This window comes from Asaia sp. W19 (genome assembly GCF_003994335.1).
In the GTDB taxonomy this organism is placed as follows: domain Bacteria; phylum Pseudomonadota; class Alphaproteobacteria; order Acetobacterales; family Acetobacteraceae; genus Asaia.
The window spans coordinates 75,826-100,577 of the sequence record NZ_PNQZ01000059.1; the positions used below are offsets into that span (position 1 = coordinate 75,826).

Genomic DNA, 24,752 nt, shown 5'->3' on the forward strand with positions numbered 1-24,752 from the left:
GCGTTACCTTTCATAAGCGGATTTCCCCGATCGAAGAGAGGCGACATGTCATCCATCACCCAGCTTCAGCCTCATACCGCGATACTCGAAATCGCGCGCAGGCTGCTCAGCGCCTCCTCGATCTGTATCTGCGGTTTCGATCCCCGGGACGAACTGATCGAGATCGCTAGCGAGGGTATGGTTGAAACCAAGATTACGGTCGAGTGCGTCAAATCGGTGTGCGAAGCGCCCGACGGGCTTTACCTCAACAGGAACGGGGAAGGTTTTCAGCTCGGACTGGCTCTCGAACAGGACCTCACCCTCCTCGCGCAGATCCCGGGGTCGGTGGATGAAGCCGAGTTGCGGGACCTCGCGCCTTATCTCGCGGTGTGTGCCCGGACGATCCTCGGGAACCAGACCCTCCAGACACGACGTCCCGACCTCCCCGATCGCGGGCTTTGCGGCGCACATATCCATCGCCTGATCGACAATACGGCGGACGACACACGCAAGGCCAGCTTTTCGGTGATCGAAATTGATCTCGATCACCTCAACGCTCTAAACCTCCGCTTCGGATGGGAAACCTCAAATCTCGTGATTGACGAGGCAATCCGGCGCGTCCAGACGATCCTGCCTGCTCATGCCTTCCTCAGCTATGCAGGCGGTGGCAGCATCCTCGTCGTGTCGCCGCCCGGTACCTCGATGGTCATGTCCAGAAGCCTTGTGGATATGGTCAGGCAGACACTTTCACCCGCCATCCGGATCAATGGGAGTGAAATCCAGGCGTCGTTCTCGATCGGCTGGGCGCTCTATCCTGAGGACGGTACGAACTCGGCCTCCATGCTCCAGGCAGCTGACGCCGCAATGGCCGAGGTCCGGCGTCATGGCGGGGCGCATGAGCGGCGCGCAACCTCGCTCAGCATCGCCACCCTGATCGGCACCTCTGATCTCGAGCGCGACCTGGCAGGCGCTGTGGCGCGTCACGAACTCTCCCTGAACTGGATGCCGATCATCGCGCCGGGCTCGCAAACAGTGGTGGCGCTTGAAGCCCTTCTGCGCTGGGAACGACCGGGTTCCGGGCATGTGCCGCCCGATGTGTTCATCCAATGCGCGGAAAACGGCGGTCTGATCGAAAAACTCGATCACTGGAGTCTCAAACACGCTTGCGAAGCTGCCGCGGGGTGGAGCCACCCTTTGAGGGTGTGCGTGAACATCTCGCCCACCTGGCTCGCGAAGCGGCAACTTTCCGCCATGGTCGAGAGCGTGCTGCGGGAGACGGGGCTCTCTGCGGAACGCCTGCAGATCGAACTTTCTGAAAAGAGAGCTTTCGGCCCGCGCGATATCGCCTATCAGGAATTGTCCCGCCTCCGCGCCCTTGGCGTGCACGTGGCCCTTGATGATTTTGGCGCGGGTTATTCCTCACTCGAACGCCTGGCCAATTTCCCGGTCGACCAGATCAAGTTCGATCGTTCCTTCATGCTTCGGCTCAATGACGATCGTCGCGTGAACGAGGTCATGGGACAGGCCATTCAGATGGCGCGCCGACTCGGAATCTCGTGCTGCGCGAAAGGGGTCGAGACCGAGCGCCAGATGGCTTTCCTCGACTCCTACGGCTGCGAAGAGGTGCAGGGCTATCTGCTGGGCATTCCGACGCCCGACTATCTCTGAACCGAGGCCCCCGACCGGACGCGCTTCCTGAGCCGCGGCCCGACCTGCCCAGGAGATCGAACAGAAAAGGCCCGGTCGCCCGATGGCAACCGGGCCTCTTTTTCAGGATGGCCAAACCAGCCCAGCCGCAGCTCTCAGAACTTGACCGAGAGCTTGAGCGATCCATAGTTGAACAGGCCCGCTTTGGCAGTCTTGAACTGCGCCGTCTGCCAGTTCTGGCTATAAGAGAGGCGCACGCCGTGCCACATAACCGCGAGACCGGCGTGAATCATGCCAACATCCCAGGTCTTGCTGACATGGGGTGAGTTCGAACGCAGTGTATTGCCCTGAAGAGTCGAGTCATAGGCCACCGCCTGACCTTCGACGCCCCCATACAGATACCAGGCAACGGGACGGGTCGCGACGAACGCATCCGTGCCGTCGAGCCCCGGCCCGATGGTCGCATTGCCGAAGTCGCTGTCGAGACCCTGACCGATACGGAACGTGCCCGCTGCATCGGCATAGGTGCGGTAATCACCCGCTGCCCCCGAAACAGCAGGCAGCACATCGGCGCTGATACCGTAAAGATTGACGACTGGCAGACGCCAGATACGCCCGGCCTGGATCTGGAAGATCGGCTGGTTCTGAAGCTGGGTGTGCCAGCCACGGTTCTTGGTGTCGCCGATGGCCCCATGGAAGCCATTCTGCAACTGACGACCCAGACCGGCAGGACCCATCACGCCAAACTGGATACCCGCAACACTGCGCGACAGATCGGTGTCGTTGATGAAATTGACCGTACCCAGGAGAAGGCTCGAATAGGGGCGATCGCCTTGGAGCGGCTGGGCGAGCTGCGTGTCACGCGGGGTATAGATGAGCTGCTGCACACCCAGGCTCACGCGCTGTACGCCGTCACCAAGCAGGAACCGGTTCACATCTGCAAAAGGCTTGGGCAGGTTATCGGTGCCCGAGGTCCAGTTGAAACGCAGACCCGAGGTGTAATACTGGTCGGATGTTCCCTTGAACGTCGAGACGGCGTCGTTTTCACCCTGCAGCGTCCATGTGCCGTAAGGATCCTGCTTCGGTGTGGCGTGGGCGGCAACCGCGCTGGCCAGCGCAAGACCGACAATCGAGAGCGAGCCGGTCGTTACCTGTCTGGCTTTCGGCCAGCGCGACTTTGAACAGCGCAAATCCATCCCCTTCCGAAATAATAGGCCGCCACCTTATCGCATTCCACGTATCTGGAAACAGTGCTCCGGCGGAACAGCAAGACTATCCCCTCATAAAAACGCGATATGAAGAAGATCGTGGTAATCGAGCCACGTTTTCCAGTGGCATAGTCGGAAAAAACCGTGTTAGGGTCTGGATGAAACCCCCTGTGGACATAGCCCGTTCCGTACCAGCCGGCAGGCCCGTGCACACCGTTTCGACTTACAACACTGGTGATTCTCACGCAGATGGATCACCGCTCAGATCTCGGGATTAGACCGTTGAGAAGCAACCGTACCGACCGCAGCCCACGTTCCCCGCGCCGCGGCGGATTCGACGACGATTTCATGACACCCTCCTTTGGTGACCGCGGCGGGATGCAAAATCGTCGTCCCCCTTCGGGCGGCCCACAGGTTCTGGCGTCTGGCCCGGAAGTGGGCGCCAGCGTCAAGTGGTTCAACAGCGAGAAGGGCTTCGGCTTTGTCGAGCTCGCTGATGGATCGGGCGACGTTTTCCTTCACGCCAATGCGCTGTCCACCGCTGGCCACACCAGCGTCAATCCGGGCACCACGCTGAACGTCCGCATCGGCCAGGGCCCCAAGGGTCGTCAGGTCGCTGAGGTCCTCAACGTAGACACGAGCACGGCTGAAGCACCGCGCCCGCGCGCCGCCTTCAACCCGGCTGGCCCGCGCCCCGCTTTTGGCGGTGGTCGTCCGGCCCGCCCGGCCCCTGACCTTTCGCAGGCTCAGGACCTTCGCGGGATCGTCAAGTGGTACAACGCCACGAAGGGCTTTGGCTTCATCACGCCGGAAAATGGCGGCAAGGATATCTTCATCCATGCTTCCGCTCTCGAGCGCTCGGGCCTTTCCGGCCTGAACGAGGGCCAGGCTGTCGATGTCAAGGTTGTTCAGGGCCAGAAGGGTCCGGAAGCAGCCGACATCAACATCGCCTGATCAGCTTTCTGATCCCGAAGAAACCCGGCTATCGTGCCGGGTTTTTTTGTGCCTGCGTGTCAGATCTGCTATGGCAATACTCGCTGATTACGAGGTCGATTACCCAAGCATCAGGGTGTGCAATCGTCGAAGTGAATGGCGCAGCCATTCCTCATGCTTCTCCCCGTCTTTCCTCGGGCTCAGACTCCTTCGTCACCGCTCCAAAACGAGACTCGCGAACGGGACTCCTCTACCAGTCAGCTTCGAGCGTGTTTCCAGATAGCGCTCAAAGCGCGGCCTCATCCCACCAGGGAAGCGCCGTGCGGCCACCGAACCCGCGTGCCCGTTACATTGCCCCTCTCTCGCCCGCCCGTCTCGGCACATCGACAATCCACCAAATGAAAAAAGCCATGCACCGAGAGGCATGGCTTTCCTTATGTGCAGCGTTGGAAAATGGGATAGCGAGTCGAGGATCGATTATTCAGTAATCCTTACCCTTGCTGCGCAGCAGGCGCGCCTTGTCGCGCTGCCAGTCGCGCTCGGCGATAGCATGGCGCTTGTCTTCCTTCTTGCGCCCCTGGCCGAGACCGAGCGTCAGCTTTGCGCGGCCGCGTGCGTTGAAATGCACATCCAGCGGCACGAGCGACGCCCCGGCGCGCGAGACTGCACCAAGGAGGTGCGCCACCTGCTTCTTGTGCAGAAGAAGCTTGCGTGGCGCGCGCGTGTCGAAACGCGAAAGCACGCCGCCCTGATATTCCGGGATATAGGAGTTGAACAGCCAGATCTCGCCATCGCGTTCACCAGCATAAGCCTCGTTGATGGCGGCGCGCCCCATACGGAGGCTCTTTACCTCCGGCCCTTTCAGGACCAACCCTGCCTCAACGGTTTCGAGAATGGTGTAATTGAACCGGCCTTTGCGGTTTTGCGCAGCGATGCCGTGCGAAATGAGACCGGATTTCTTCTTTTCAGCCACTTTTTATCCTGACAGGCCGGTTTTCTTCATGGCCTCGTCGATGACAGCGCGCGAGGCCGCGCCCGGTTCGCAGAGCGGCAGACGCACCGTCGCTTCACATAGTCCCAGACGAGATGCTGCATATTTCACCGGGCCGGGATTGCTTTCATAGAACATGGCATCGTGAAGCGGGGTTAGGCGCTGCTGGATCTGCATCGCTTTGGCCACATCGCCGGCCTGCCAGGCTGCATGCATCTCGGCACAAAGGCGTGGCGCGATATTGGCGGTCACGCTGATGCAGCCCGTACCGCCTGCGGCGAGAAAGGAAACGGCGGTTCCGTCATCACCCGTCAGCAGCGTGAAAGGCGTGTCCCCCAGCAGAGCGCGAAGCTGCAATGGGCGCGATAGATTGGCTGTCGCATCCTTCGTGCCCACAATGTTGGGATGCTGGGCCAGCCGCGCCATCGTTTCCGGTAGGACTTCAACGACCGAACGTCCCGGCACGTTGTAAACGTAAAGAGGCAGATCGGTCGCATCGGCCACGAGCATGAAATGCTGATACAGCCCTTCCTGCGTCGGCTTATTGTAATAGGGCGCGACAACCAGCAAGGCGTCGGCACCGACCGCCTTGGCATGACGCGCCATGCCGATTGCCTCATGCGTGCTGTTCGAACCTGCGCCGGCCATCACCGGCACACGACCGCCGGACACCTTGACCGTATGCGCAACGACCATACCGTGCTCGTCATGGGTCAGGGTCGGGCTTTCCCCGGTGGTTCCTGCCGGAATCAGTCCCGCGGTGCCCTGATCGATCTGCCAGTCGATGAAGCGCTCAAGGGCGGCCAGATCGACGGTTCCGTCTTTGCGAAAAGGCGTCAGCAGCGCGGTCAGAGACCCGTTGAAATCCTTGTTCCGTGCCATGTTGCCTCACCTGCCGCGTTGAACGAATCTGCTGCTAAATAGAACTCTAAACGCCGCTGTCAAATGGATATCGCGGCGCGCGTCCCTATTCCGGATAGCGGGACGGACTGCCCGGATAGACACCCAATATGGCAATATTTTCGCTGCACCCCTCGAGCACCGTCAGGGCGCGACGCAGAGCAGGTTGCTCTGGATGCCCTTCGACATCGAGCAGAAACCCAGTGGCTGTCAGTGTGCCAGGGCTCATATAGCTCTCGAGACGGGTCATGTTCACCCCGCTCTCGGCAAAGCCGCCCAGCGCTTCATAGAGAGCGCCCGGACGATTGAGCACGCGAAAGACGAGTGTGGTCATCACACGTTCGGCATCGGCGGCGGGCCAGGCCGCCTCGCGCGCAACAAGATAGAAGCGTGTCGTGTTATGCGCAGCGTCTTCCACATTGGCGCGCAGCACTTCCAGCCCGTTCAGTTCGGCCGCGAGCGAGGACGCAATGGCGGCGTCTTCACGCGACTGCCATTTTAGGATCATCTCCGCCGCCCCGGCCGTATCGAAGGCGGAACACGCCTCGACTTCGAGTTCACGAAGCAGATTGCGTATCTGCCCCAGCGCCACAGGATGGGTGTGAACGCGCTTGACCTCTTCCAGCTTCGTCCCGGGAAGAGCGATCAGGCAATGCTCGACACGCTGGAAGTGCTCGCCAATGATCGGCAGCCCTGCGTCAGGCAGCAGGGCATGAATTTCCGGCACGCGGCCAGCCAGCGAGTTCTCACAGGCGAGCATCCCCAGCGTCGCGCGCCCTTCACGCACCGCGTCGATAGCGGCCTGGAATGTCGGGCATGGGAGCGTTTCCCAGCCCGGCCGCGCGACGCGGCAGGCGAGATCGGAATAGGCGCCGGGGCGCCCCTGAAAAGCGATGATCTGTGTCATGAACGGAGCGCCTGACGGATACGAACGAGATCTTCAGGCGTATCAACGCCAAGCGGCGCTGCGTCAATCGCCGCACAGCCTATCGACATACCCGCTTCGAGCGCACGCAACTGTTCCAGCGATTCCCTCAGCTCCAGCGGCGAGGGTGGCAGGGAAACGAATTGCACCAGCGCCTCGCGACGCCAGGCATAGACGCCGATATGATGCCAGAGAGGCCCCGCGCCCCAGGGGACAGGCTGACGCGAGAAATAAAGAGCACGGGCCACAGGCCGCCCCGGCATGAAGGCGCAGGCGGCCTTCACGACGGAACTGCGCTCAGCCTCTTCCTTTGTCTCGACCGGGGCGACGAGCGTGCCGATATCGAACCCTTCCTGCGCAACGGGCATCAGAGCGGAAGCAATGCTGTCAGGCGCTATCAGAGGAAGATCCCCCTGAAGATTGATCACGACATCATGGCGCCCTTCGGGGTCATACTCACGCAGAGCGGCATGAACCCGGTCAGACCCGCTCGGGAGCGCGGGATCGGTCAGAATGCCCTCGATCCCGTGTCCCGCCAGCGCATCGAGGATCGCCTGATCTCCGGACGCGACGAGAACGGGACCGAGTGAGGCCGCTCTGGCGCGCAGCGCGACATGCAGGATCATGGGGGCGCCGTCGATTTCCGCCAGCGGCTTGTCTGGCAGGCGCGTCGAAGCGAGACGCGATGGGATGACGATGATGGGGTTCATGAGATAGAAGCAGGCTTTCCGCTTGTCTTGTGAAGGTCACAGCGCATAGCCAGACATGCCGCACCCCCCAGGATGCGTCAATCGGCGCGTTGCTACCCCCGTCACGCGAGGGGCGCCCGTCTTCTCTGGCCCCTTCCCTTTCCGGATTGCCTGCCATGTCACCGCTGCCCGATCTCGCCATCTGTCTGCAAACCGCGCTCGCCTGCGCCGATGCTGCCCGTCATGCCGTAACCCCCCATTTCCGGTCAGGGCTGACGGTGGATGACAAGAGCGATGAGAGCCCGGTCACGCGGGCCGATCGCGAGGCGGAAACGGCAATGCGCAGCATGATCGCGCAGACCCATCCCGACCACGCGATCCTCGGCGAGGAATTCGGCCTTTCCGGCATCGAGGGAGAATTCGTCTGGGTGCTGGACCCAATCGATGGGACACGCGCATTCATCACGGGTCGCCCCAGCTTTGCTACGCTGATCGCGCTCTTCTGGCGCGGCAAGCCTGTTCTCGGCATCATCGACCAGCCACTCACCCGCGAAAGATGGATCGGCGTGGAGGGCGAGACGACGCGCTTCGAGTCCAGCATGCTGCCCGGTATCATCGGCACGAGATCCTGCCCGAAGTTGGGTGCGGCAGAGCTTTCCTGCACCTCCCCAGACATGCTGATCCCGCCTTTCGATGCGCGTTTCGCCGCCCTCAAGGCGGCCACGCGACGCACGAGCTGGGGCGGCGATGCCTATGGTTACGGGCTGCTCGCTCTTGGGCAGATCGATGTGATTGCCGAATGCACAATGAAGCCGTGGGACTGGGCCGCCCTCGTACCCGTGGTCACCGGTGCGGGGGGGGTGATGACGGACTGGCAAGGCGCCCCTTTGACGCTAGAAAGCGACGGCACGGTGCTGGCCTGCGGGGACAAGGTGCTTCTCTCCCAGGCCATCGCCAGTCTTCGCCCTTCCCCCTGACCCGCGTATGGGCTAGCACCGCTTTTCGGATTTGCGCCGCTGACAGGAGCCAGACATGGAAGCCTCGTTTTCTCTCCCCAAAGACCGCATTCGCATCCTTCTGCTCGAAGGCATTCATGAAAGCGCCGCCCAGCATCTTGCCGCCCAGGGCTACAAGCAGGTGACCTGTGTAAAGACGGCGCTCGAGGGCGAGGCCCTGTCAGAAGCCCTGAAAGGGGTGCACATGGTGGGTATCCGCTCACGCACGCAACTCACGGCACCGGTGATCGAGGCTGCTGACCGCCTTATGGCGATCGGCTGTTTCTGCATCGGAACCAATCAGGTCGATCTCAACGCGGCACGCATGGCAGGCATTCCCGTTTTCAACGCTCCCTTCAGCAATACGCGCTCGGTGGCCGAACTGGTCATGGGCGAGATCGTGATGCTCCTGCGCCGCATTCCGTCGCGCTCCGAGCAATGCCATGCCGGTGGTTGGGACAAATCTGCCCTCAACGCCTGGGAAGTTCGCGGCAAGACGCTGGGGATTGTCGGCTATGGTTCCATCGGCTCGCAGCTCTCCGTCCTGGCCGAGGCCTTCGGCCTGCGCGTTATCTATTACGACACGGTGGACAAGCTGCCTCATGGCAATGCCACCCCGGTCGACACGCTGAATGATCTGCTGGCCCAGTCCGATATCGTCAGCCTGCATGTCCCGCAGACCGAACAGACCAAGGACATGATTGGCGAGGCCGAAATTCGGGCGATGAAGCCGAACTCGATTCTGCTGAACAACGCACGCGGCACGGTGGTCGATATCGACGCGCTCGCCGCCGCGCTCCGCGACGGGCATCTGATGGGTGCCGGCGTGGATGTGTTCCCGAAAGAGCCCAAGGGCGCTGGAGAGAGCTTCGTCTCACCGCTGCAGGGCCTGCCCAACGTCATTCTCACCCCGCATATTGGGGGTTCGACCATGGAAGCTCAGGAGCGTATCGGCGTGGAAGTCGCGAAACGCTTTGTTGAATATTCCGATGTCGGCTCCACGCTGGGCGCAGTGAATTTCCCCCCTGTTCAGTTGCCCGAGCGCCCCCGCGGCACACGCTTCATGCATGTGCATGAAAACCGCCCCGGCATCATGCGCCAGATCAACGAGATCTTTTCGAGCGAGGATTGCAACATCGTCGCGCAATATCTGCAGACGGATGGCGAGGTCGGCTATGTGGTGGTGGAAACCGATGCCAGCCCCGATAGTGAACTCGACACACGTCTGCTGAACCGCCTGCGCGACCTCAAGGGCACAATGCGCGCCAGGCTGATCTATCAGCGTTGAAGTAATTTGATGAATTATTGATGCACCGCTGGTAATGATCAGGAACAGAATTTTCTGTTCCTGATCATTCGTTGGTGCCGTGACCGTTTCTTCTTCTATCGCCCGTATCCAGAGCTTTGCGTTTGCGGGCATCGACGCCATTCCGGTCACCGTCGAAATCCAGATTGCCTCAGGCCTGCCCGCTTTCGTGATCGTGGGCCTGCCAGACAAGACCGTGGGTGAGGCTCGTGAACGCGTCCGTGCCGCCCTCGGCGCCCTGGGTCTGGCCCTGCCGCCCAAGCGTATTCTCATCAATCTGGTGCCCGCTGACCTTCCGAAGGAAGGCTCGCATTTCGATCTCCCCATCGCACTGGCCATCATGACCGCCATGGGGATTCTCTCGCACGAAGCGATAAGTGCCTATGCCGCAATCGGCGAATTATCGCTGGATGGCCGCTTGCAGGCCACAGGGGGTGTACTCTCGGCAGCGCTCGAGACGATCGGGCTTCAGCTGGGCCTCATCTGCCCCGCCCCGCAGGCGCAGGAGGCACGCTGGGCCAGCGATGCGCTCGATATTCTCGCCCCGCAGAGCCTGCGTGCCCTTCTGGGCCATTTCAACGGGGACCATGTCCTGCCGGCGCCCGAGCTGGAACGCGTGCCCCCCACGCCGCAAGGGGCTGATCTGTCGGCCATCAAGGGTCTCGATATGGGGCGGCGCGCACTCGAAATCACGGCCGCCGGGGGGCATTCCCTCCTGATGTCGGGCCCGCCCGGTGCGGGAAAATCCATGCTCGCGCAATGTCTGCCGTCCATCCTGCCTGACTTGACCCATGAACAAATACTCGAATGCAGCCGCATTCACAGTCTCGGCGGTCAGGCCGCGGGCAGCACACTCATCACGGAGCCGCCATTTCGTGCGCCGCATCACTCCACGACCTTGCCCGCACTAGTCGGTGGCGGAGCACGATCGCGCCCGGGGGAAGTCAGCCTTGCCCATAACGGGGTGCTGTTTCTTGACGAGCTTCCAGAGTTTTCCCGCGCCTGTCTCGAATCCCTGCGTCAGCCCCTCGAAACAGGGGTGATTACTGTCGCCCGTGCGCGGCAGACGGTGCTCTACCCATCCCGTTTCCAGTTTATCGCGGCCATGAATCCGTGCCGTTGCGGCTACCTGGGCGATGCGGAACGGGCGTGTCGCAAGGCCCCTCAATGCGGGGAAGAGTATAAGGCAAGACTATCAGGCCCGATGCTGGACCGGCTCGATCTCTCGCTCTTCGTCACCCCGGTCTCCCCGCTCGACATGATAACTGCTCCCTCTGGGGAGAGAAGCGCGGTCGTCCGGGCGCGCGTAGTGGCCGCCCGCGCCAGGCAGATCGCCCGACAGGGCGTTTCCAATGCCCAGGTCAGCGCCCTCGACATCGCTCTGAGTGCCGATGCCCGCGCGCTGGTCAGCGAGGCGGGGACGAAACTACGCCTCTCTGCCCGCGGTCTGACACGGCTGCTGCGCGTTGCACGCAGCATCGCCGATCTCGACCAGGCTAATGATGTAGAGGCCCCGCATCTGCGCGAGGCCCTGGGGTTCCGACTTCGCTGAAACGTCAGCCCGCTACCGAGGCGCGGAGCACTTCCATACCGCCCTCGAGATCGGCGATGAGGTCATTCGGGTCTTCCAGCCCGATATGCAGGCGAAAGCTCGGCCCCTCCGGCATGGCGTTCGGCAGCGAGCGCCTCACCCCGCCAGTAGTCGGAAGAACGAGACTTTCATACCCGCCCCAGGACGCGCCAATACCGAATAATGCGAGCGCGTCGATCATGTCACGCATCGCCGCAACCGAGAGATCCGCGCGCAACTCAACGCCGAAGAGTGAACTCGCGCCCTCGAAATCACGTGCCCAGAATTCATGACCCGGGCATTCCTCGAAGGCGGGATGAAGGACTTTTGCCACTTCGGGCCGACCTCGCAGCCATTGTGCCACCAGCAGAGCCGAGGCCGATTGCCGCTCCAGACGTACGGCCATGGTGCGCAATCCGCGCAGCGTCAGCCAGCATTCGTCCGGCCCGGCTAGCTGGCCGATCTGAATGGCTGAGTCGCGCAGATCTTTCCAGAGCGCGCCATCGGCGACCGTGATCGCCCCGGCAATCACATCGGAATGTCCTGCCGGATATTTGGTGAGGGCCTGGATCGACACATCCACCCCGTGGCGGAAAGGCTGGAAGATGCCGATCCCCCAGGTGTTGTCGAGCATCAGCAGAGCACCATGCTCATGGGCCACGCGCGCCAGCATCGGGATATCCTGAACCTCGAAAGTATGGCTCCCGGGACTCTCCGCAAAAATGACGCGCGTATTGTCACGCAACAGGCCACGCAAGGCCTCTTCATCGGCCAGAGGTGCGTAATAGCTTGTCTCGATACCCATGCGCGCAAGCATGGTTCCGGCAAAACGCCGTGTCGGCCCGTAAACCGAGTCAGGTAAAAGCAGATGATCGCCCGCATTCAGAAAAGCGAGCAGCGGCAGGGTGCAGGCAGCAAGGCCCGAGGAAACCACCTGTGTATGCGTTCCACCCTCGATCAGTGCGATCAGCTTCTCGAGCTCATGCTGAATGGGAGAGCCCATGGCGCCATAGATGAGCTCATGCTCGTGGCTGCGCAGCCCCTGCTCCTTCATGGCATCCAGCGAGGGGAAAAGCACGGTCGAACCCCTCGTGACCGGGGCATTGACGAAACTTCCCTCCTGCGGTGTCGGCTCCGGGCGACCGCCCTGAACCAGGAGGGAGGACAGGCGCTTCCAACCGGAAGTAACCTGCTTTGCGGTGTTTTCCACTCTGTTCAGTCTCCTATGAGGTCTCGATGGGGAGAGTGGGGTCGCTTCCCCATTCTGCCCAGGACCCGTCGTAAAGCTGCCCGGGCGCATGCCCCGCAACACGCAGCGCCATGGTCAGCGTGGCGGCTGTCAAACCCGAGCCGCAACTGGTGATGACCTGCCTCGCGCCGATTGCGCAGGCCGCCAAACGCGCGACAAGCGCCTCAGGCTGCAGGAAATACCCTTCGGCATCGAGCACATCTCCGTAAGGCAGATTGACTGCCCCTCTCATGTGCCCGCCACGCGTGTTCGGCCTCGGTTCAGCGACACGGGCGTGAAACCGCCCCGCGCTTCGTGCATCAAGGATCACGCGATCCGGATCCCCAAGCGCGGCAAGCACATCACCCTTTCCGGCGAGACGGGCATAGCGGGCACGCGTTTGATAAGCAGTATTGGAATACGGCGCCGGTTCAGGGAGGGCATCGAGGGCGATCCCCGCTTGCTGCAGGGCCGCCAGCCCCCCATCGAGCACGTGGGCGCAGTCATGACCAAAGAGATCAGCCATCCAATGAGCGCGACACGCCCCGATGCTGCCAGCACGGTCATAGAACACCAGCCCTGTCTCACGATCGATGCCATGCGCCGTCATGAAATCGGCGAAGAGCGCAGGTCCCGGCACCATATGCGGCAGGGTGTTGCCATGATCACAGATCTCGTTGATCCGGAAACGAATGGCGCCCGGAAGCGCTAACTCCCTGAAATCCGCTTCAGGATCGCCCTCCTGCCCGGGGAGCAGGATCGAGGCGTCGAGGAAACGGTAGCGACGCGCTGGCAGCGTCAACAGGGTCTGCGCATCGATGAGGGGTTTCAGCGTCATGGGCAGACCTTGCAAGAACGGGTTGAGAACCGCACGATAGCAGCCAGAACGACTATCCGGTCAACTGGTGCCAGAGGCGGCGACGGGAGATTTCGTGACGACCGAACGCATCATGCTTGGCTTGCTCCTGCTTGGCGTCGCTTATGGCTGCGGCGTGGTCTTATGGCCTTTTCTCTCCGCCATTCTGTGGGGAGCCATTCTCACATTCACGACATGGCCCCTCTTCAAGCGTCTGCGCCGGCATATGCGCCCCTCCCTGGCGGCGGTCGTGATGATGGTAGGAAGCGCCATCGCCATCGTGATGCCACTCGCCCTTCTCACCTCGACCGGCATTGCCGATCTGCCGCTGATCATTGGCGGGATCAACACCGAGATCGAGGCGCTCGGGCGCACTCACCCCACGCCGAGCTGGCTGGCTTCCCTGCCTGCCTTCGGCCCACAGCTCTCCAATGCCTATCTGCACTGGAGCCATGACGTTCGCGGGCTGGGCGAGGCGCTGCACCCCTATGCGGGGCAAATCGCGCGCTACGCCCTGAAGGCCCTGATGCAGATGGCAAGCGGGCTGGCGGAACTCGTGATGGCCCTGTTCATCGCCCTGTTTTTCTGGATCAGCGGCGACTCGCTCGGCCGGGTCATCAAGGCGGTGCTGACGCGCATCACCGGCACCTATGCGGATCGGCTGATCACGATCATCGGTGGAGTCATTCGTGGCACGGTTTATGGCATTCTGGGCACAGCCATCGTCCAGGGCGTCCTGACCTCGATCGGGCTTTTCATTTCGGGTGTTCCCGCCCCCGTTCTTCTGGGCGGTGTAGCCGCCTTCGTTGCGGTTTTCCCGGTCGGGGCGCCGCTGGTCTGGGCGCCCGCTGCGATCTGGCTCGCACTCCATCATCACCTGGGATGGGGGCTCTTCCTCGCCGGATACGGCATCGTCTTCATCTCTGGCGCCGATCATATCATCCGCCCTGCCTTCATCGCGCGCGGTGCACAGCTTCCCTATCTGCTCACGGTGCTGGGAGTGCTGGGCGGCGTCGTCACATTGGGCGGATTAGGCATTTTCCTGGGGCCTGTGCTGCTCGGCGTGGGCTATACACTCACAACTGAATTCGCGCGCGGCGCCTATCAGACTGAAAAGAAACTGGTGCAATGAGCCTGGCTCTCTCCCAAGAATCGCCTCTTCAACCAATACAGGACAGATCTGTCCCGTATATAGGACAGAGTTTTACGATTCTGAGCTGGAATTTGCTTCGCGCTGTCGGCGCGCCATTGGATGAAGTGGTCGATCTCGCGCGCAGCCTGCAGCCGGATATTTTTCTGATGCAGGAGGCCGTCGGTACGTTTGATCGCCTGCCCTCCATCCTCGGTGGCCATTACGCCCGTATCCCCTTGCCCGACCGCATTCACGGAACGGCCTGCTGGAGCCGCTTTGCTTTCAGGCGAGCGCCGATCTCCTGTGCGCTTCCTTCCGGGCTGGTCGTCAAACGGACCGCGCAGCTGATCGATTTCGGGTCCTTCTCCATCGCCAACGTGCATCTGTCTCACGGACAAATCCTCAATCGCCGCCAGTTGCGCCGCATCGCCCCCATCCTGCGCCCCCACGCGCTCGTCATGGGTGACTTCAATCTGGTCGGGCCGCCCCTCCTGCCCGGGTTTCGTGACGTTGGCCCGCGGGAGCCAACGCATCGCATGGCGGACATCCTGCCGATCAGGCTCGATCGTTGCCTCGTACGCAACATGACCCCGTTGCGGAGTTCGGTCCTGCCCAATCAGAGCTCCGACCATCATCCCATAAGCGTCACCCTGCGTCTGGACGCTCCTGATGCCCATCGCGCGTTTTTTCAACGGCTGGCAGACCGCAGGCGACTCAAAGATAGGGCATGAATAGTCTGACAGAGGCGTTTCGTATCTTCCGCCACGCGCTCATGCTGTCGAGGGCATGATGGGTCAGCCGACCTGAGCGATGGCTTTCCATGAACACGGCCAGTTCCTGGGCCACAGATTCGCTGTAGATCTCGAGATTGATCTCGAAATTGAGCCTCAGACTGCGCGCATCGATGTTGCTGCTTCCGACGAAGGACCAGGAATCATCCACCACCAGCAGCTTCGCGTGGTTAAAGGGAGGGCGATTCATCCAGATATGGCAGCCTGCCTGCAGGAAGGGCGCCAGACTTGCATCACGCGCATAATCGATCAGGCGGTGGTTGCTGCGCCGAGGAAGGATAATGTCGATCCTGACGCCGCGCAGCGCGGCGAGGCAGAGCTCGGAAACAAGCCGTTCATTGGGCAGGAAGTAAGGCGTCATGAGGCGAACGGAATGACGCGACAGCGCAATCGCCTGCAGCATGGAGAATTCGATCTTCTCCAGATCGTTATCCGGTCCTGACGTCACCACGCGCATCGGGATGTCGCCCTGACGCTGAAGCTCCGGAAAATAGACCGCCCCGTCGAGTTGCTCGCCGCAGGTAAAGGACCAATCCCGGGCAAAAGCTTCGCTCAACTGATGAACGACCGGCCCCTCCAGCCTGAAATGCGTATCCGCGACAGGATGCTTGATCCGCAGTCGGCGCAGATTCTCCTCACCGATATTCAGCCCCCCCATGAAGCCGACGCGGCCATCCACGATCAGCATCTTGCGGTGATTGCGCAGATTGATGAACGGCATCTTCCAGGGCCAGAGCGAGTGCATGAAGCGCTCGCAGGCGATGCCGCGCGCCCGCAGGGCCTTATGGATACCGCTCATGAAGTACCCGCCGCCAATGCCGTCGACGAGAACATGCACGGCCACGCCGCGCTTTTGTGCAGCGGCGAGCGCCTCCACAAATTGCTGACCGATGCGGTCATCGCGAAAGATGTAGGAGCAGAGCAGGATCGAAACCCGCGCAGAGGCGATATCGTCGAGCATGCGCGGATAGATGTTGTCGCCATCATGCAGGCAGATGATGGCATTACCCCCCAGCAGGGGACGCTCGGTCAGCTTGCCGATCATGCGTGCCAGAGGCGCGAACTCTCCCTTGAGCCGGATCTGCGCGGAATAGGCCATTCCGCGACCGCGCCAGTGATGATCGCTCACCAGACGTCGGGCCAGACGCCGCACACGGTTGATCCCGAACATGAGATAGAGCAGCGCACCACAAATCGGCATGAGCCAGCTCACCCCGATCCAACCGGCGCATGCCGCCGTGTTCTGTTTCGTTCTCAGAACGTGAAGGGTCACCGCCACCGCCAGACCCAACCGAAGCAGGATCATGAAGGCATCGAACAGGGTTACAGGCCAGCTCATCATTCATAACGTTAGCGTATTCGAGCGAAATTCAAAGACCGGCACCTTGCAACTCTGAAATTCATCGTAAAATATGGAGGAAAGGCGCATCCTGCTCGTCCACGGGCCCCACGGCCCGAAAGGGGCCGCAAGGGTTATGGGCATGGTCGGGATGCGGAGGGCGTCCGGGACGCGTCGGGCAGAGGCGACGATCGCGGCTCTACAGAAAGGCTGGCCGATCTCGCGGCGCCGTCCTCATACGGCCCGGTCAGTCAGGACCGGATCAGCGGCCTTGCGGGGCTTGAGTGCTTGTGTCGAGATCGGCCCCCGAAAAACGGGCCTCTGAGGTGAATAATGGGCCGCCGCCGCTTGGTACGCCCTTTAAGTGAAGGAGAGAAAGGGTGGTTATGTCCGCGCATCGACCCCAGCTCTTCTACACGACCGAGCCCTCACCCTGCCCCTATCTGCCTGGTCGCACCGAACGCAAGGTCATGACCGAACTCTCGGGGGTGGATGCCGATCAGTTGCATGACCGGCTTTCGCGCGCGGGCTTCCGCCGCAGTCACGGCATCGTCTACGCGCCCGTCTGCAGCAATTGCCAGTCCTGTATTCCCATACGCCTGCCGGTTTTCGCCTTCAGACCCGATCGCACCATGCGACGTGTGCGACGCGACCACGCGGATCTCGTGGTTACCGAGCGGCCGATCATCGCCACTGAAGAGCAATATGAGCTGTTTCGCGCCTATCAGGAGCATCGCCATGGCGATGGTGACATGGCGCTGATGGGACTGGATGATTATCAGTCGATGATCGAAACGAGCCCGGTTGAGACGAGCGTGTTCGAGTTCCGGACCCGCGAGGGCAGACTGGTTTGTGTGTCCCTCGTCGATATGCTCTCTGACGGGCTGTCCGCGGTTTATACATTCTACTGCCTGGACGACCCGCACCGGTCCTTTGGGACCGCCTCGATCCTGTGGCTCATTGCCGAGGCTGCAAGCCGCGGCAAGCCCTATCTCTATCTTGGCTACTGGGTGCCTGGCAGCGCCAAGATGGGATACAAATCGCGCTTCCAGGCCGCCGAGATCCTGAGAGCCGGACAATGGCACCGTCTGGCCGATCAACTGGGAGCAAAGGCCTCTCCCCTGCCCGGTTCGACAGCACCCGGAGCGCCGAAATTCGATCCTCTTACAGCCATGCAGCCAGCGCCCGACCAATCGCCCGATGGCGCTGCCCTGCCGGACAACGCTGCGAGCGAGCCGATCTGATCAGCTTCGTGCCGGAGCCTTGCGGGTCATCCACTGAGGAGCTGCCTTGCCCTGATCGGCGCGCTTGCCTGCGATAACCGCCAGATCTGCTTCGCTGCGCGGTTTTTGTCCCTCATGCCAGACGAGCCCCGGCTCCCGGCTGAACAGACGCAGTTCGACAAGTCTGACACCTGCGGGGAGCTTCTGGATGGTCACGCCCATACCCTTGGTCAATTCGGGCAGGGCTTCCACCGCAAAACTCAGTGCCTTGCGGTTGCTCCCCATGGTGACGATCTGATCACCGGTCACCGCCACGCAGAAGGCCGCCCGATCACCGTCACGCAGGGTCAACACCTGCTTGCCTGTACGCTTTTCGGCCGCCATATCCGCGTCCCTCACGATCATGCCACGTCCGGACTCACTGGCCAGAACGTGACGCCCGCTCTCGTCGAGGGTGAAGAAGGCGATGATCTCCTCATCCTGAGGCAAATCGGCCAGAACGCGTATAGGCTGGCCAAAGCCACGGCCGCGCGGCAGGTCGGCCGCCTTGAGCGTGAAGGCGCGCCCACCGCTCACGAGCAGGCACAGACGCTCGGTACTCTGACATTCGAGAGACAGGCCGAACGCATCTCCCTCCTTGAACTTGTGGCTCTCGGGATCGATCCCATGCCCCTTGATGGCGCGCACCCAGCCCTCTCGTGACAGCAGCACGGTCAGGGGTTCGCGATCAACCTGTATGGCGGCGCTCAGATCGATCGGTTCGGGGGGCGCGGCAATCTGCGTACGCCTCGTCCCGAGCGCGCCCTCGCCGAAGCTGGCCGCCGTCGCATCGAGTTCCTTGCCAATGCGCGTCCACCGCTTGCGCTCGCTGCCCAGCAGGCCCTCAAGCCCCGATTTCTCCTTCAGCAGGGCATCGCGCTCCTTGCGTATCTCGATTTCCTCGAGACGGCGCAGCGAGCGTAGGCGCATGTTGAGCACATATTCGGCCTGCAGATCGGTCAGGCTGAACACACGCATCAATTCGGACTTGGGCTCGTCGCTTTCACGGATGATGCGGATGACCTCGTCGAGATTGAGATAGACGGCCAGAAAGCCCTCGAGGATTTCCAGACGCCTTTCGACCGCGTTCAGACGATGTTGAGACCGACGCACGAGGACGATCTCTCGATGGTCGAGCCAGGACTGGATAACCTCGCGCAGCCCCATGACGCGGGGCACACGATTGGCATCCAGAACGTTCATGTTCAGGCTGAAGCGGCTCTCGAGCGGCGTTACCCGGAAAAGCGTCTCCATCAACACTTCCGGCTCGATCCCCTTGGTCTTGGGCTCCAGAACCAGACGGATATCTGTCGTGCTCTCATCACGTATATCGGCCAGGAGCGGCAGTTTCTTCTGCTCCATGAGCTCCGCGATCTGCTCGATCAGGCGTGATTTCTGCACCTGATAGGGGATCTCGGTCACGATCACGGTCCAGGTGCCAAAACGCCCCTGTTCCACTTCCCAGCGTGCGCGGGTCCGAAAGCTGCCGCGCCCCGTCTCATAGGCTGTGACCATGCTCGCGGGGTCTTCAATCAGCACGCCACCGGTGGGGAAATCCGGGCCCGGCATAAACTGCATCAAGGCTTCAACGGACGCCTGCGGGTTCTCGATCAGATGGCGCGCAGCGCGACAGATCTCGGCGGCATTATGCGGCGGAATACTGGTGGCCATGCCGACTGCGATGCCAGCCGCGCCATTGGCCAGCAGGTTTGGAAAAGCGCCCGGTAGAACAACGGGCTCCGCGTCCTCATTGTCATAGGTGGGTCGGAAATCGACCGCGTCATCCTCGATCCCCTCTAGAAGGGCCTTCGCTACAGCCGTCAGTCGGGACTCCGTATAACGCATGGCTGCTGCGTTATCGCCGTCGATCGAGCCGAAATTGCCCTGCCCCTCGACCAACGGATACCGCACGGCAAAGTCCTGCGCGAGACGGACCAGTGCCTCATAGACGGCGGCGTCACCATGGGGATGGAACTTACCAATCACGTCACCGACCACACGGGCGCATTTCTTAAAACCGGCAGTCGGGTCCAGCTTAAGCTGCTGCATGGCGTAGAGAATGCGCCGGTGAACCGGCTTCATTCCATCACGCACATCCGGCAGTGAACGCGCCATGATGGTCGACATGGCATAGGCGATATAGCGCTCGCTCAGCGCGTCGGCGAGCTTGGTATCCTCGATATGACCTGCCAGATCCTGACTCATGCGACGCCCTTTCGTTTCAGGGCAGATAAGGCGGGGGAGCGCGCCCTGTCCAGTGCAAATACCCCGTTTTTGTTCCCGTTTGCACTCTGCCCCACCGGCACGATGCACGCCCCCACTATGGGAGGGCGTCATGGACTTGTCGCGTGGCGCAGCCGGGGATGGATGATGTCAATATAATCGATTTACAACTTTATGTGTCAACCGCCGTTCATCGCTCTCCTCTTCTCGTGAAAGACAGCGAATATGACCCTGACGGTTCTCTGGCTGACGGCCCTGATCATGTTTGCCGGTGGCACGGCCCTGCTGCTCCTGGGCAAAAGGCGCACGGAAACCGAAGGGGTGATGAGCCTCGCCCATGGCATCGTGCCCATCATTGCGGGATGCCTCTACGTGGCCATGGCAACCGGTCAGGGTGCTGTTCTCCTACCCACCGATGCCACTCTCGCTGGCGCCGCCAGCACGACCCGGATCTTCTGGTTTGGCCGCTATATCGACTGGGTGTTCACGACGCCGCTTCTGCTCGTCGGTCTCGGTTTCCTCGGCATGTTTCGCGGGCGCAAGCGTGCCGACCTTCTGCTGGGCGCTGTTGCGGCGGATGTGATCATGATCATCACGGCCTTCGCCTTCAGCGCGTCTGAAAACGTGATTGATCGCTGGATCTGGTTTGTCCTGTCCTGCGTCGCCTTTCTGGGCGTCTATTACGTCATCTGGGTGTCGCAACTGCAGGCCAATCGGCTCGAACGCCCGGAAGTGCAGAGCGCTTATCTGCGCAGCGCCGCCATCTTGTCGGTGCTCTGGATGGTCTACCCGATCATTCTCGCCCTCTCTCCGGACGGGCTCGGCATCGTGCCGGACTCCGCCAGCGTGCTGATCATCGCAATCACCGATGTCCTCGCCAAGGTGGGGTTTGGCTTCCTGAGTCTCAGCGATGATCGCAAGCTGACCACGATCTGAAGGCGCAAGGCCCGGTATGGCACAGTTGACCACTATCGGGCCGCGCAACAGGTTCAATCTGCTTTACTGGAGCTTGGCCGCGCTTTCCTGCGGTACCGCACTCTGGTTGGGCAACACGATCATGGCGTTGGCCGTGATCGTCCTCTTTGGTCTGCCGCATGGGGCGCTTGACGGCGAAATGGCACGGCAGAAACTGCGTCCGTCCTTCGGGCCGCTCTGGTTTCCCGTCTTTGCCCTGCCCTATCTGCTGCTGGTGCTGCTCGTATTGCTCTCATGGCGGCTCTTTCCAGTCGTCACGCTCAACCTCTTTCTTGCGCTCTCGCTGTGGCATTTCGGCACGGAGACGCGAGAAGGCAGCAATGCTCTGCCCGATCTTCTCGTGCTCGGCGGCGCCCCCCTGATCCTGCCCAGCGTTTTCCACCCAGACGCTACCGCTCTGTTATTGAGCGCCATGGCCCCCCCGTCACGGCTGGACATGCCACCGGCATGGCTTGTCTGGCTGTTTCCGGTCTGGAGTCTCGTCGCATGCGCCTGGCTGGGGGCATCTCCTGCTCAAGAGCGGTTCCGGAGGGTCTTCGCGCTGATTGGATTGCTTGCCCTGTTTGCTGCACTTCCGCCGCTTCAGGCTTTCATGATCTATTTCGTCTTCCAGCACGCTCCGGCCCATGTTGCATCGCTGATCAGGGACCCGACCTGGCCACGGCTTGTCTCGCAGGCATCAGCCCTGCACTATGCCCTGCCTTTGACGATCGCAACGCTTGCCATCGGGGCAGCGCTTTATCCTCTCTATACAGGGATGATCTCCGAGCGCCTGCTGGCGCTTACCTTCCAGCTCCTGGCTGCGCTCACTCTGCCCCATATGCTGTTTGCCCTCGTGCTGGAAAGCGAGAGAGCCGCCCTCTCCAGATGAGCATTCCCGTCTGAATGTGCTGCCCGAATGCCCTATGTCTGGGTACCTTCTATAAGGAGACCTTCAGGCAGATCTGTATCAGAAGGACGTATCGTCGCTTTGTTCTACGGCTATCTGCGCGTCGACCAGCGCCCGTACACGCTGCTCCAGCCGTTCACGGGCGCCGGGCACGGGCTTGTGGCGCGCTCCGAACAAGTGTCGGGAGAGGAAATGCCCTGTCAGTGCGAGGCCCTCGGCCCAGGCAGGGGGGTCATCTCCCTCATTTTCAGCGCCCTGCAATGTCAGATAGCGGGGCAGAGGCAGGAGACGATCGACCCAGACGCCCGCAGCCGATCGGCTCACGGCACGTCCCGTCCGGGGAGAAACGAAGGCGAGATCGCTTGTATCCCCGGAAATGGCACAGCTATCGAGCGTCAGCCCATAGCCTAGCGTCGCCAGAAGGGCCGTTTCCCAGCGTACATAATCGACGACAGGCGCAGGATCGGCCAACACGCAGAATGCCGCCAGATCGCGCACGGTTTGCAGGAAAAAATCGGGATGAGGCTCTCGATCCGGGAGGGCAGCGTCGGCAAGTTCTGCCGCAGACTGAACCAGAGCGAGTTGTAAAGGGCGGTCAAGAAGCCTGACGGCTGTTTCCTGCACCATCTCACCGCTCAGATGCCCGAGTTGGTCGGACAGGCGGGAGGCATAGCGAGCAAGTATCAGATTGCCCGGTTGCCAGAGCGCGGCCTGACGTCGTGACGAGCCGCCACGCACCAGACCGGCAATGCGTCCATGCTCTTCAGTGAAGAGATGGACGACCGCCCCGCCCTCGCCGTAGCGGCGGGCGGAGAGGACGATCGCGGCGCACTCGAAATTCATGCGCCGCGCCCGTTTCGAAGCCTGATCAGACGATCAGGCGCCAGCAGCAGCAGCCACTTCGGCAGCGAAATCGCTGGTCTCCTTCTCGATGCCCTCGCCGAGCTGGAAGCGCTCGAAAGCGATCAGCTTGGCGCCTGCCTTCTCGACAACCTTGGCCACGCGGGTCTCGCCGTCATGCACCCAGACCTGCTCCAGAAGAACGACTTCTTCATAGAACTTGCGGATACGGCCTTCGATCATCTTCTCGATGATGGCTTCCGGCTTGCCGGACTCGCGGGCCTGCTCGATCAGAACCTGGCGCTCACGCTCCAGAGCTTCCGGATCGACGCTGGCAACTTCAAGAGCGGCCGGACGCGTTGCGGCAACATGCATGCCGATCTGGCGCCCCAGCGTCAGCAGGGCTTCGGATTCCGAAGGAGCTTCGACAGCAGCCAGAACACCGATCTTGCCAACGCCCGGACGCAGCGCGCCGTGCACGTAGGAAGCAACGATGCCCGAAGGAACGGTCAGAACCTTGGCGCGACGCAGCGACATGTTCTCACCGATCGTGGCGATCAGGTGTGTCAGCTCTTCAGCAACCGTACGGCCCGTGGGCAGCTTGGCCTGCGACAGGGTGTCGAGGTCGTCACCGGCCTCGAGCGCAGCGTGGGCCACGGACTCGACGAATGCCTGGAAGGCTTCGTTACGACCCACGAAATCGGTCTCGGCATTGACTTCGACCATGGCGGCCTTGTTCTTGCCCGAAGCAACAGCCACGAGGCCTTCAGCCGTGGTGCGGCCCGACTTCTTGGCAGCCTGCGACAGACCCTTGGCACGCAGCCAGTCGATGGCGGCATCCATGTCGCCAGCAGCTTCCGTGAGAGCCTTTTTGCAGTCCATCATGCCGGCGCCAGTCTTCTCGCGCAGGTCACGAACGAGGGCAGCAGTGATTTCCGCCATGTTCCAAACTCCTCTTGAGCATTGTCCCGTCAGACCCGATCGACTGATCGGACGACAATGCTCGCCACAATAAAAGAACCTGAGCCCTTCCCCGCACCCCGAAAGCGCGGGGCAGGCTCTAGGAACGAAACGGCGCGCCGCAGCTTTTCAGCCGGGCACGCCAGAAATTTCGAATGCAGGGGGAGATCTTATGATCTCCCGCACGCATCTCAGGCTTCAGCCGGAGCTTCAGCCGGGGTCTCTTCCACAACGGTCTCGACCGGCAGCTCTTCAGACGCACCGAAATCGGCACCCGAAGCAGCCATTTCGGCGGAGATACCGTCGAGCACGGCCTGCGACACGAGGTCGCAATAGGTCGTGATGGCGCGGATGGCGTCGTCATTTCCCGGGATCGGGTAGGTCACGCCAGCCGGGTTGGAGTTGCTGTCGAGGACCGCAACAACCGGAATGCCAAGCTTGTTGGCTTCCTCAACCGCCAGCTTCTCCTTGTTCGTGTCGATCACGAACAGGATGTCCGGCAGGCCGCCCATTTCCTTGATACCGCCGAGCGAACGCTCAAGCTTCTCGCGGTCACGGGTGATGTCGAGGATTTCTTTCTTCGTCAGGCCGTGCGTGTCGCCGGAAAGCATCTCGTCGATCTGGCGCAGACGCTTGATCGAACCCGTGATGGTCTTCCAGTTGGTCAGCATGCCGCCGAGCCAGCGATGGTTGACGTAGTACTGACCGCAGCGGGTTGCTGCCTCAGCCACATGCTCGGCTGCAGCGCGCTTGGTGCCGACGAACAGCACGCGACCGCCACCGGCCACCGTGTTGCGAACGGCCTGCAGGGCGCGATCGAGCATCGGAACGGTCTGCTGCAGGTCGATGATGTGAACCTGGTTGCGGACACCGAACAGATACGGTGCCATCGCCGGGTTCCAGCGGCGTGTGTGGTGACCAAAGTGAACGCCGGCTTCGAGCAGCTGACGCATCGTGAATTCAGGCATCGCCATGATGCAAATTCCTGTTCTTCTGGTTGTGCCTCCGTATGACATTGCGCGTTTTCACGGGCACCAGAGAGTCTGACGTCATACGTGCGAATTGTCCTTCTCCCCGACAGCAGAGCCGCCAGAGAAGCCAGACGGGCGCGGTA

The 24,752-nt window shown here is 61.6% G+C and carries 22 protein-coding genes; 10 read left to right on the forward strand and 12 right to left on the reverse strand.

Annotated features, from left to right (window positions below; genetic code table 11):
• Positions 1-45 precede the first annotated feature (45 nt).
• Positions 46-1,647 (forward strand): GGDEF domain-containing phosphodiesterase, encoded by a 1,602-nt coding sequence (locus tag C0V97_RS10515; RefSeq protein ID WP_127102547.1) that lies wholly within the window; start codon positions 46-48, stop codon positions 1,645-1,647.
• A 134-nt stretch (positions 1,648-1,781) separates the two neighbouring features.
• On the opposite strand, the gene C0V97_RS10520 is transcribed toward C0V97_RS10515, so the two are convergent.
• Complete coding sequence (locus C0V97_RS10520; protein ID WP_233582106.1) at positions 1,782-2,756, reverse strand: lipid A deacylase LpxR family protein; 975 nt, start codon at positions 2,754-2,756, stop codon at positions 1,782-1,784.
• A 360-nt stretch (positions 2,757-3,116) separates the two neighbouring features.
• Between C0V97_RS10520 and C0V97_RS18845 the strand changes: the two genes are divergently transcribed.
• Positions 3,117-3,788 carry a cold-shock protein gene (locus tag C0V97_RS18845; protein ID WP_305006501.1) on the forward strand — a complete coding sequence of 224 codons (672 nt, stop codon included), beginning with the start codon at positions 3,117-3,119 and terminating at the stop codon, positions 3,786-3,788.
• 460 nt (positions 3,789-4,248) lie between these two features.
• Here the strand turns inward: C0V97_RS18845 and smpB are convergent, their stop codons facing one another.
• The 4 genes from smpB to C0V97_RS10545 all read right to left on the reverse strand — a co-directional run bounded on the left by smpB (position 4,249) and on the right by C0V97_RS10545 (position 7,293).
• Positions 4,249-4,740, reverse strand: a complete 492-nt coding sequence (gene smpB, locus C0V97_RS10530; protein WP_127102550.1) for an SsrA-binding protein SmpB — start codon at positions 4,738-4,740, stop codon at positions 4,249-4,251.
• A 3-nt stretch (positions 4,741-4,743) separates the two neighbouring features.
• Entirely contained in the window at positions 4,744-5,640 is an 897-nt protein-coding gene (gene dapA, locus C0V97_RS10535) for a 4-hydroxy-tetrahydrodipicolinate synthase (protein ID WP_127102551.1), read from the reverse strand.
• Positions 5,641-5,725: 85 nt separating this feature from the next.
• Positions 5,726-6,565: a prephenate dehydratase gene (locus tag C0V97_RS10540; RefSeq protein ID WP_127102552.1), complete on the reverse strand. Its 840-nt coding sequence runs from the start codon at positions 6,563-6,565 to the stop codon at positions 5,726-5,728.
• Positions 6,562-7,293 carry a 3-deoxy-manno-octulosonate cytidylyltransferase gene (locus C0V97_RS10545; RefSeq protein WP_127102553.1) on the reverse strand — a complete coding sequence of 244 codons (732 nt, stop codon included), beginning with the start codon at positions 7,291-7,293 and terminating at the stop codon, positions 6,562-6,564. Before C0V97_RS10545 ends, C0V97_RS10540 begins: the two co-directional genes overlap by 4 nt.
• 155 nt (positions 7,294-7,448) lie before the next feature.
• Between C0V97_RS10545 and C0V97_RS10550 the strand changes: the two genes are divergently transcribed.
• The 3 genes from C0V97_RS10550 (at position 7,449) to C0V97_RS10560 (ending at position 11,125) form a co-directional block, all read left to right on the forward strand.
• Positions 7,449-8,249, forward strand: a complete 801-nt coding sequence (locus tag C0V97_RS10550) for an inositol monophosphatase family protein (RefSeq protein WP_127102554.1) — start codon at positions 7,449-7,451, stop codon at positions 8,247-8,249.
• Positions 8,250-8,304: 55 nt separating this feature from the next.
• Positions 8,305-9,555 carry a phosphoglycerate dehydrogenase gene (serA, locus tag C0V97_RS10555; RefSeq protein ID WP_127102555.1) on the forward strand — a complete coding sequence of 417 codons (1,251 nt, stop codon included), beginning with the start codon at positions 8,305-8,307 and terminating at the stop codon, positions 9,553-9,555.
• Between the two features lie 79 nt (positions 9,556-9,634).
• Positions 9,635-11,125, forward strand: a complete 1,491-nt coding sequence (locus C0V97_RS10560; protein ID WP_127102556.1) for a YifB family Mg chelatase-like AAA ATPase — start codon at positions 9,635-9,637, stop codon at positions 11,123-11,125.
• A 4-nt stretch (positions 11,126-11,129) separates the two neighbouring features.
• Here C0V97_RS10560 and metC read toward each other — a convergent pair whose 3' ends face one another.
• The gene (gene metC / locus C0V97_RS10565) at positions 11,130-12,353 is read right to left on the reverse strand and encodes a cystathionine beta-lyase (protein WP_370265426.1); all 1,224 of its coding nucleotides are present in this window, start codon (positions 12,351-12,353) and stop codon (positions 11,130-11,132) included.
• A 13-nt stretch (positions 12,354-12,366) separates the two neighbouring features.
• Positions 12,367-13,209: a sulfurtransferase gene (locus C0V97_RS10570; RefSeq protein WP_127102557.1), complete on the reverse strand. Its 843-nt coding sequence runs from the start codon at positions 13,207-13,209 to the stop codon at positions 12,367-12,369.
• Positions 13,210-13,303: 94 nt separating this feature from the next.
• On the opposite strand from C0V97_RS10570, the gene C0V97_RS10575 reads away from it, so the two are divergent.
• Together C0V97_RS10575 and C0V97_RS10580 are read left to right on the forward strand one after the other, a co-directional pair.
• Positions 13,304-14,359 carry an AI-2E family transporter gene (locus C0V97_RS10575; RefSeq protein WP_127102558.1) on the forward strand — a complete coding sequence of 352 codons (1,056 nt, stop codon included), beginning with the start codon at positions 13,304-13,306 and terminating at the stop codon, positions 14,357-14,359.
• A gap of 92 nt (positions 14,360-14,451) precedes the next feature.
• On the forward strand, positions 14,452-15,090 hold the full coding sequence (locus tag C0V97_RS10580) for an endonuclease/exonuclease/phosphatase family protein (RefSeq protein ID WP_233582103.1): 639 nt from the start codon (positions 14,452-14,454) through the stop codon (positions 15,088-15,090).
• On the opposite strand, the gene cls is transcribed toward C0V97_RS10580, so the two are convergent.
• Positions 15,074-16,492, reverse strand: a complete 1,419-nt coding sequence (gene cls, locus C0V97_RS10585; RefSeq protein WP_127102560.1) for a cardiolipin synthase — start codon at positions 16,490-16,492, stop codon at positions 15,074-15,076. The two genes, C0V97_RS10580 and cls, sit on opposite strands and share 17 nt — an antisense overlap.
• Before the next feature lie 383 nt (positions 16,493-16,875).
• On the opposite strand from cls, the gene C0V97_RS10590 reads away from it, so the two are divergent.
• Positions 16,876-17,733, forward strand: a complete 858-nt coding sequence (locus C0V97_RS10590) for an arginyltransferase (protein WP_127102561.1) — start codon at positions 16,876-16,878, stop codon at positions 17,731-17,733.
• On the opposite strand, the gene parC is transcribed toward C0V97_RS10590, so the two are convergent.
• Complete coding sequence (parC, locus tag C0V97_RS10595) at positions 17,734-19,956, reverse strand: DNA topoisomerase IV subunit A (RefSeq protein WP_127102562.1); 2,223 nt, start codon at positions 19,954-19,956, stop codon at positions 17,734-17,736.
• Positions 19,957-20,199: 243 nt separating this feature from the next.
• Here parC and C0V97_RS10600 point away from each other — a divergent pair, with 243 nt between their 5' ends.
• Both C0V97_RS10600 and C0V97_RS10605 read left to right on the forward strand, forming a co-directional pair.
• Positions 20,200-20,910, forward strand: a complete 711-nt coding sequence (locus tag C0V97_RS10600) for a bacteriorhodopsin (protein ID WP_127102563.1) — start codon at positions 20,200-20,202, stop codon at positions 20,908-20,910.
• A gap of 16 nt (positions 20,911-20,926) precedes the next feature.
• Positions 20,927-21,820, forward strand: a complete 894-nt coding sequence (locus C0V97_RS10605; protein ID WP_127102564.1) for a Brp/Blh family beta-carotene 15,15'-dioxygenase — start codon at positions 20,927-20,929, stop codon at positions 21,818-21,820.
• Between the two features lie 78 nt (positions 21,821-21,898).
• Here the strand turns inward: C0V97_RS10605 and recO are convergent, their stop codons facing one another.
• The 3 genes from recO to rpsB all read right to left on the reverse strand — a co-directional run bounded on the left by recO (position 21,899) and on the right by rpsB (position 24,612).
• Positions 21,899-22,681: a DNA repair protein RecO gene (recO, locus tag C0V97_RS10610; RefSeq protein ID WP_127102565.1), complete on the reverse strand. Its 783-nt coding sequence runs from the start codon at positions 22,679-22,681 to the stop codon at positions 21,899-21,901.
• A 33-nt stretch (positions 22,682-22,714) separates the two neighbouring features.
• Positions 22,715-23,620, reverse strand: coding sequence for a translation elongation factor Ts (tsf, locus tag C0V97_RS10615; protein WP_127102566.1), 906 nt, complete (start codon positions 23,618-23,620; stop codon positions 22,715-22,717).
• A 209-nt stretch (positions 23,621-23,829) separates the two neighbouring features.
• Positions 23,830-24,612, reverse strand: coding sequence for a 30S ribosomal protein S2 (rpsB, locus tag C0V97_RS10620; protein ID WP_127102567.1), 783 nt, complete (start codon positions 24,610-24,612; stop codon positions 23,830-23,832).
• Between the last annotated feature and the right edge of the window lie 140 nt (positions 24,613-24,752).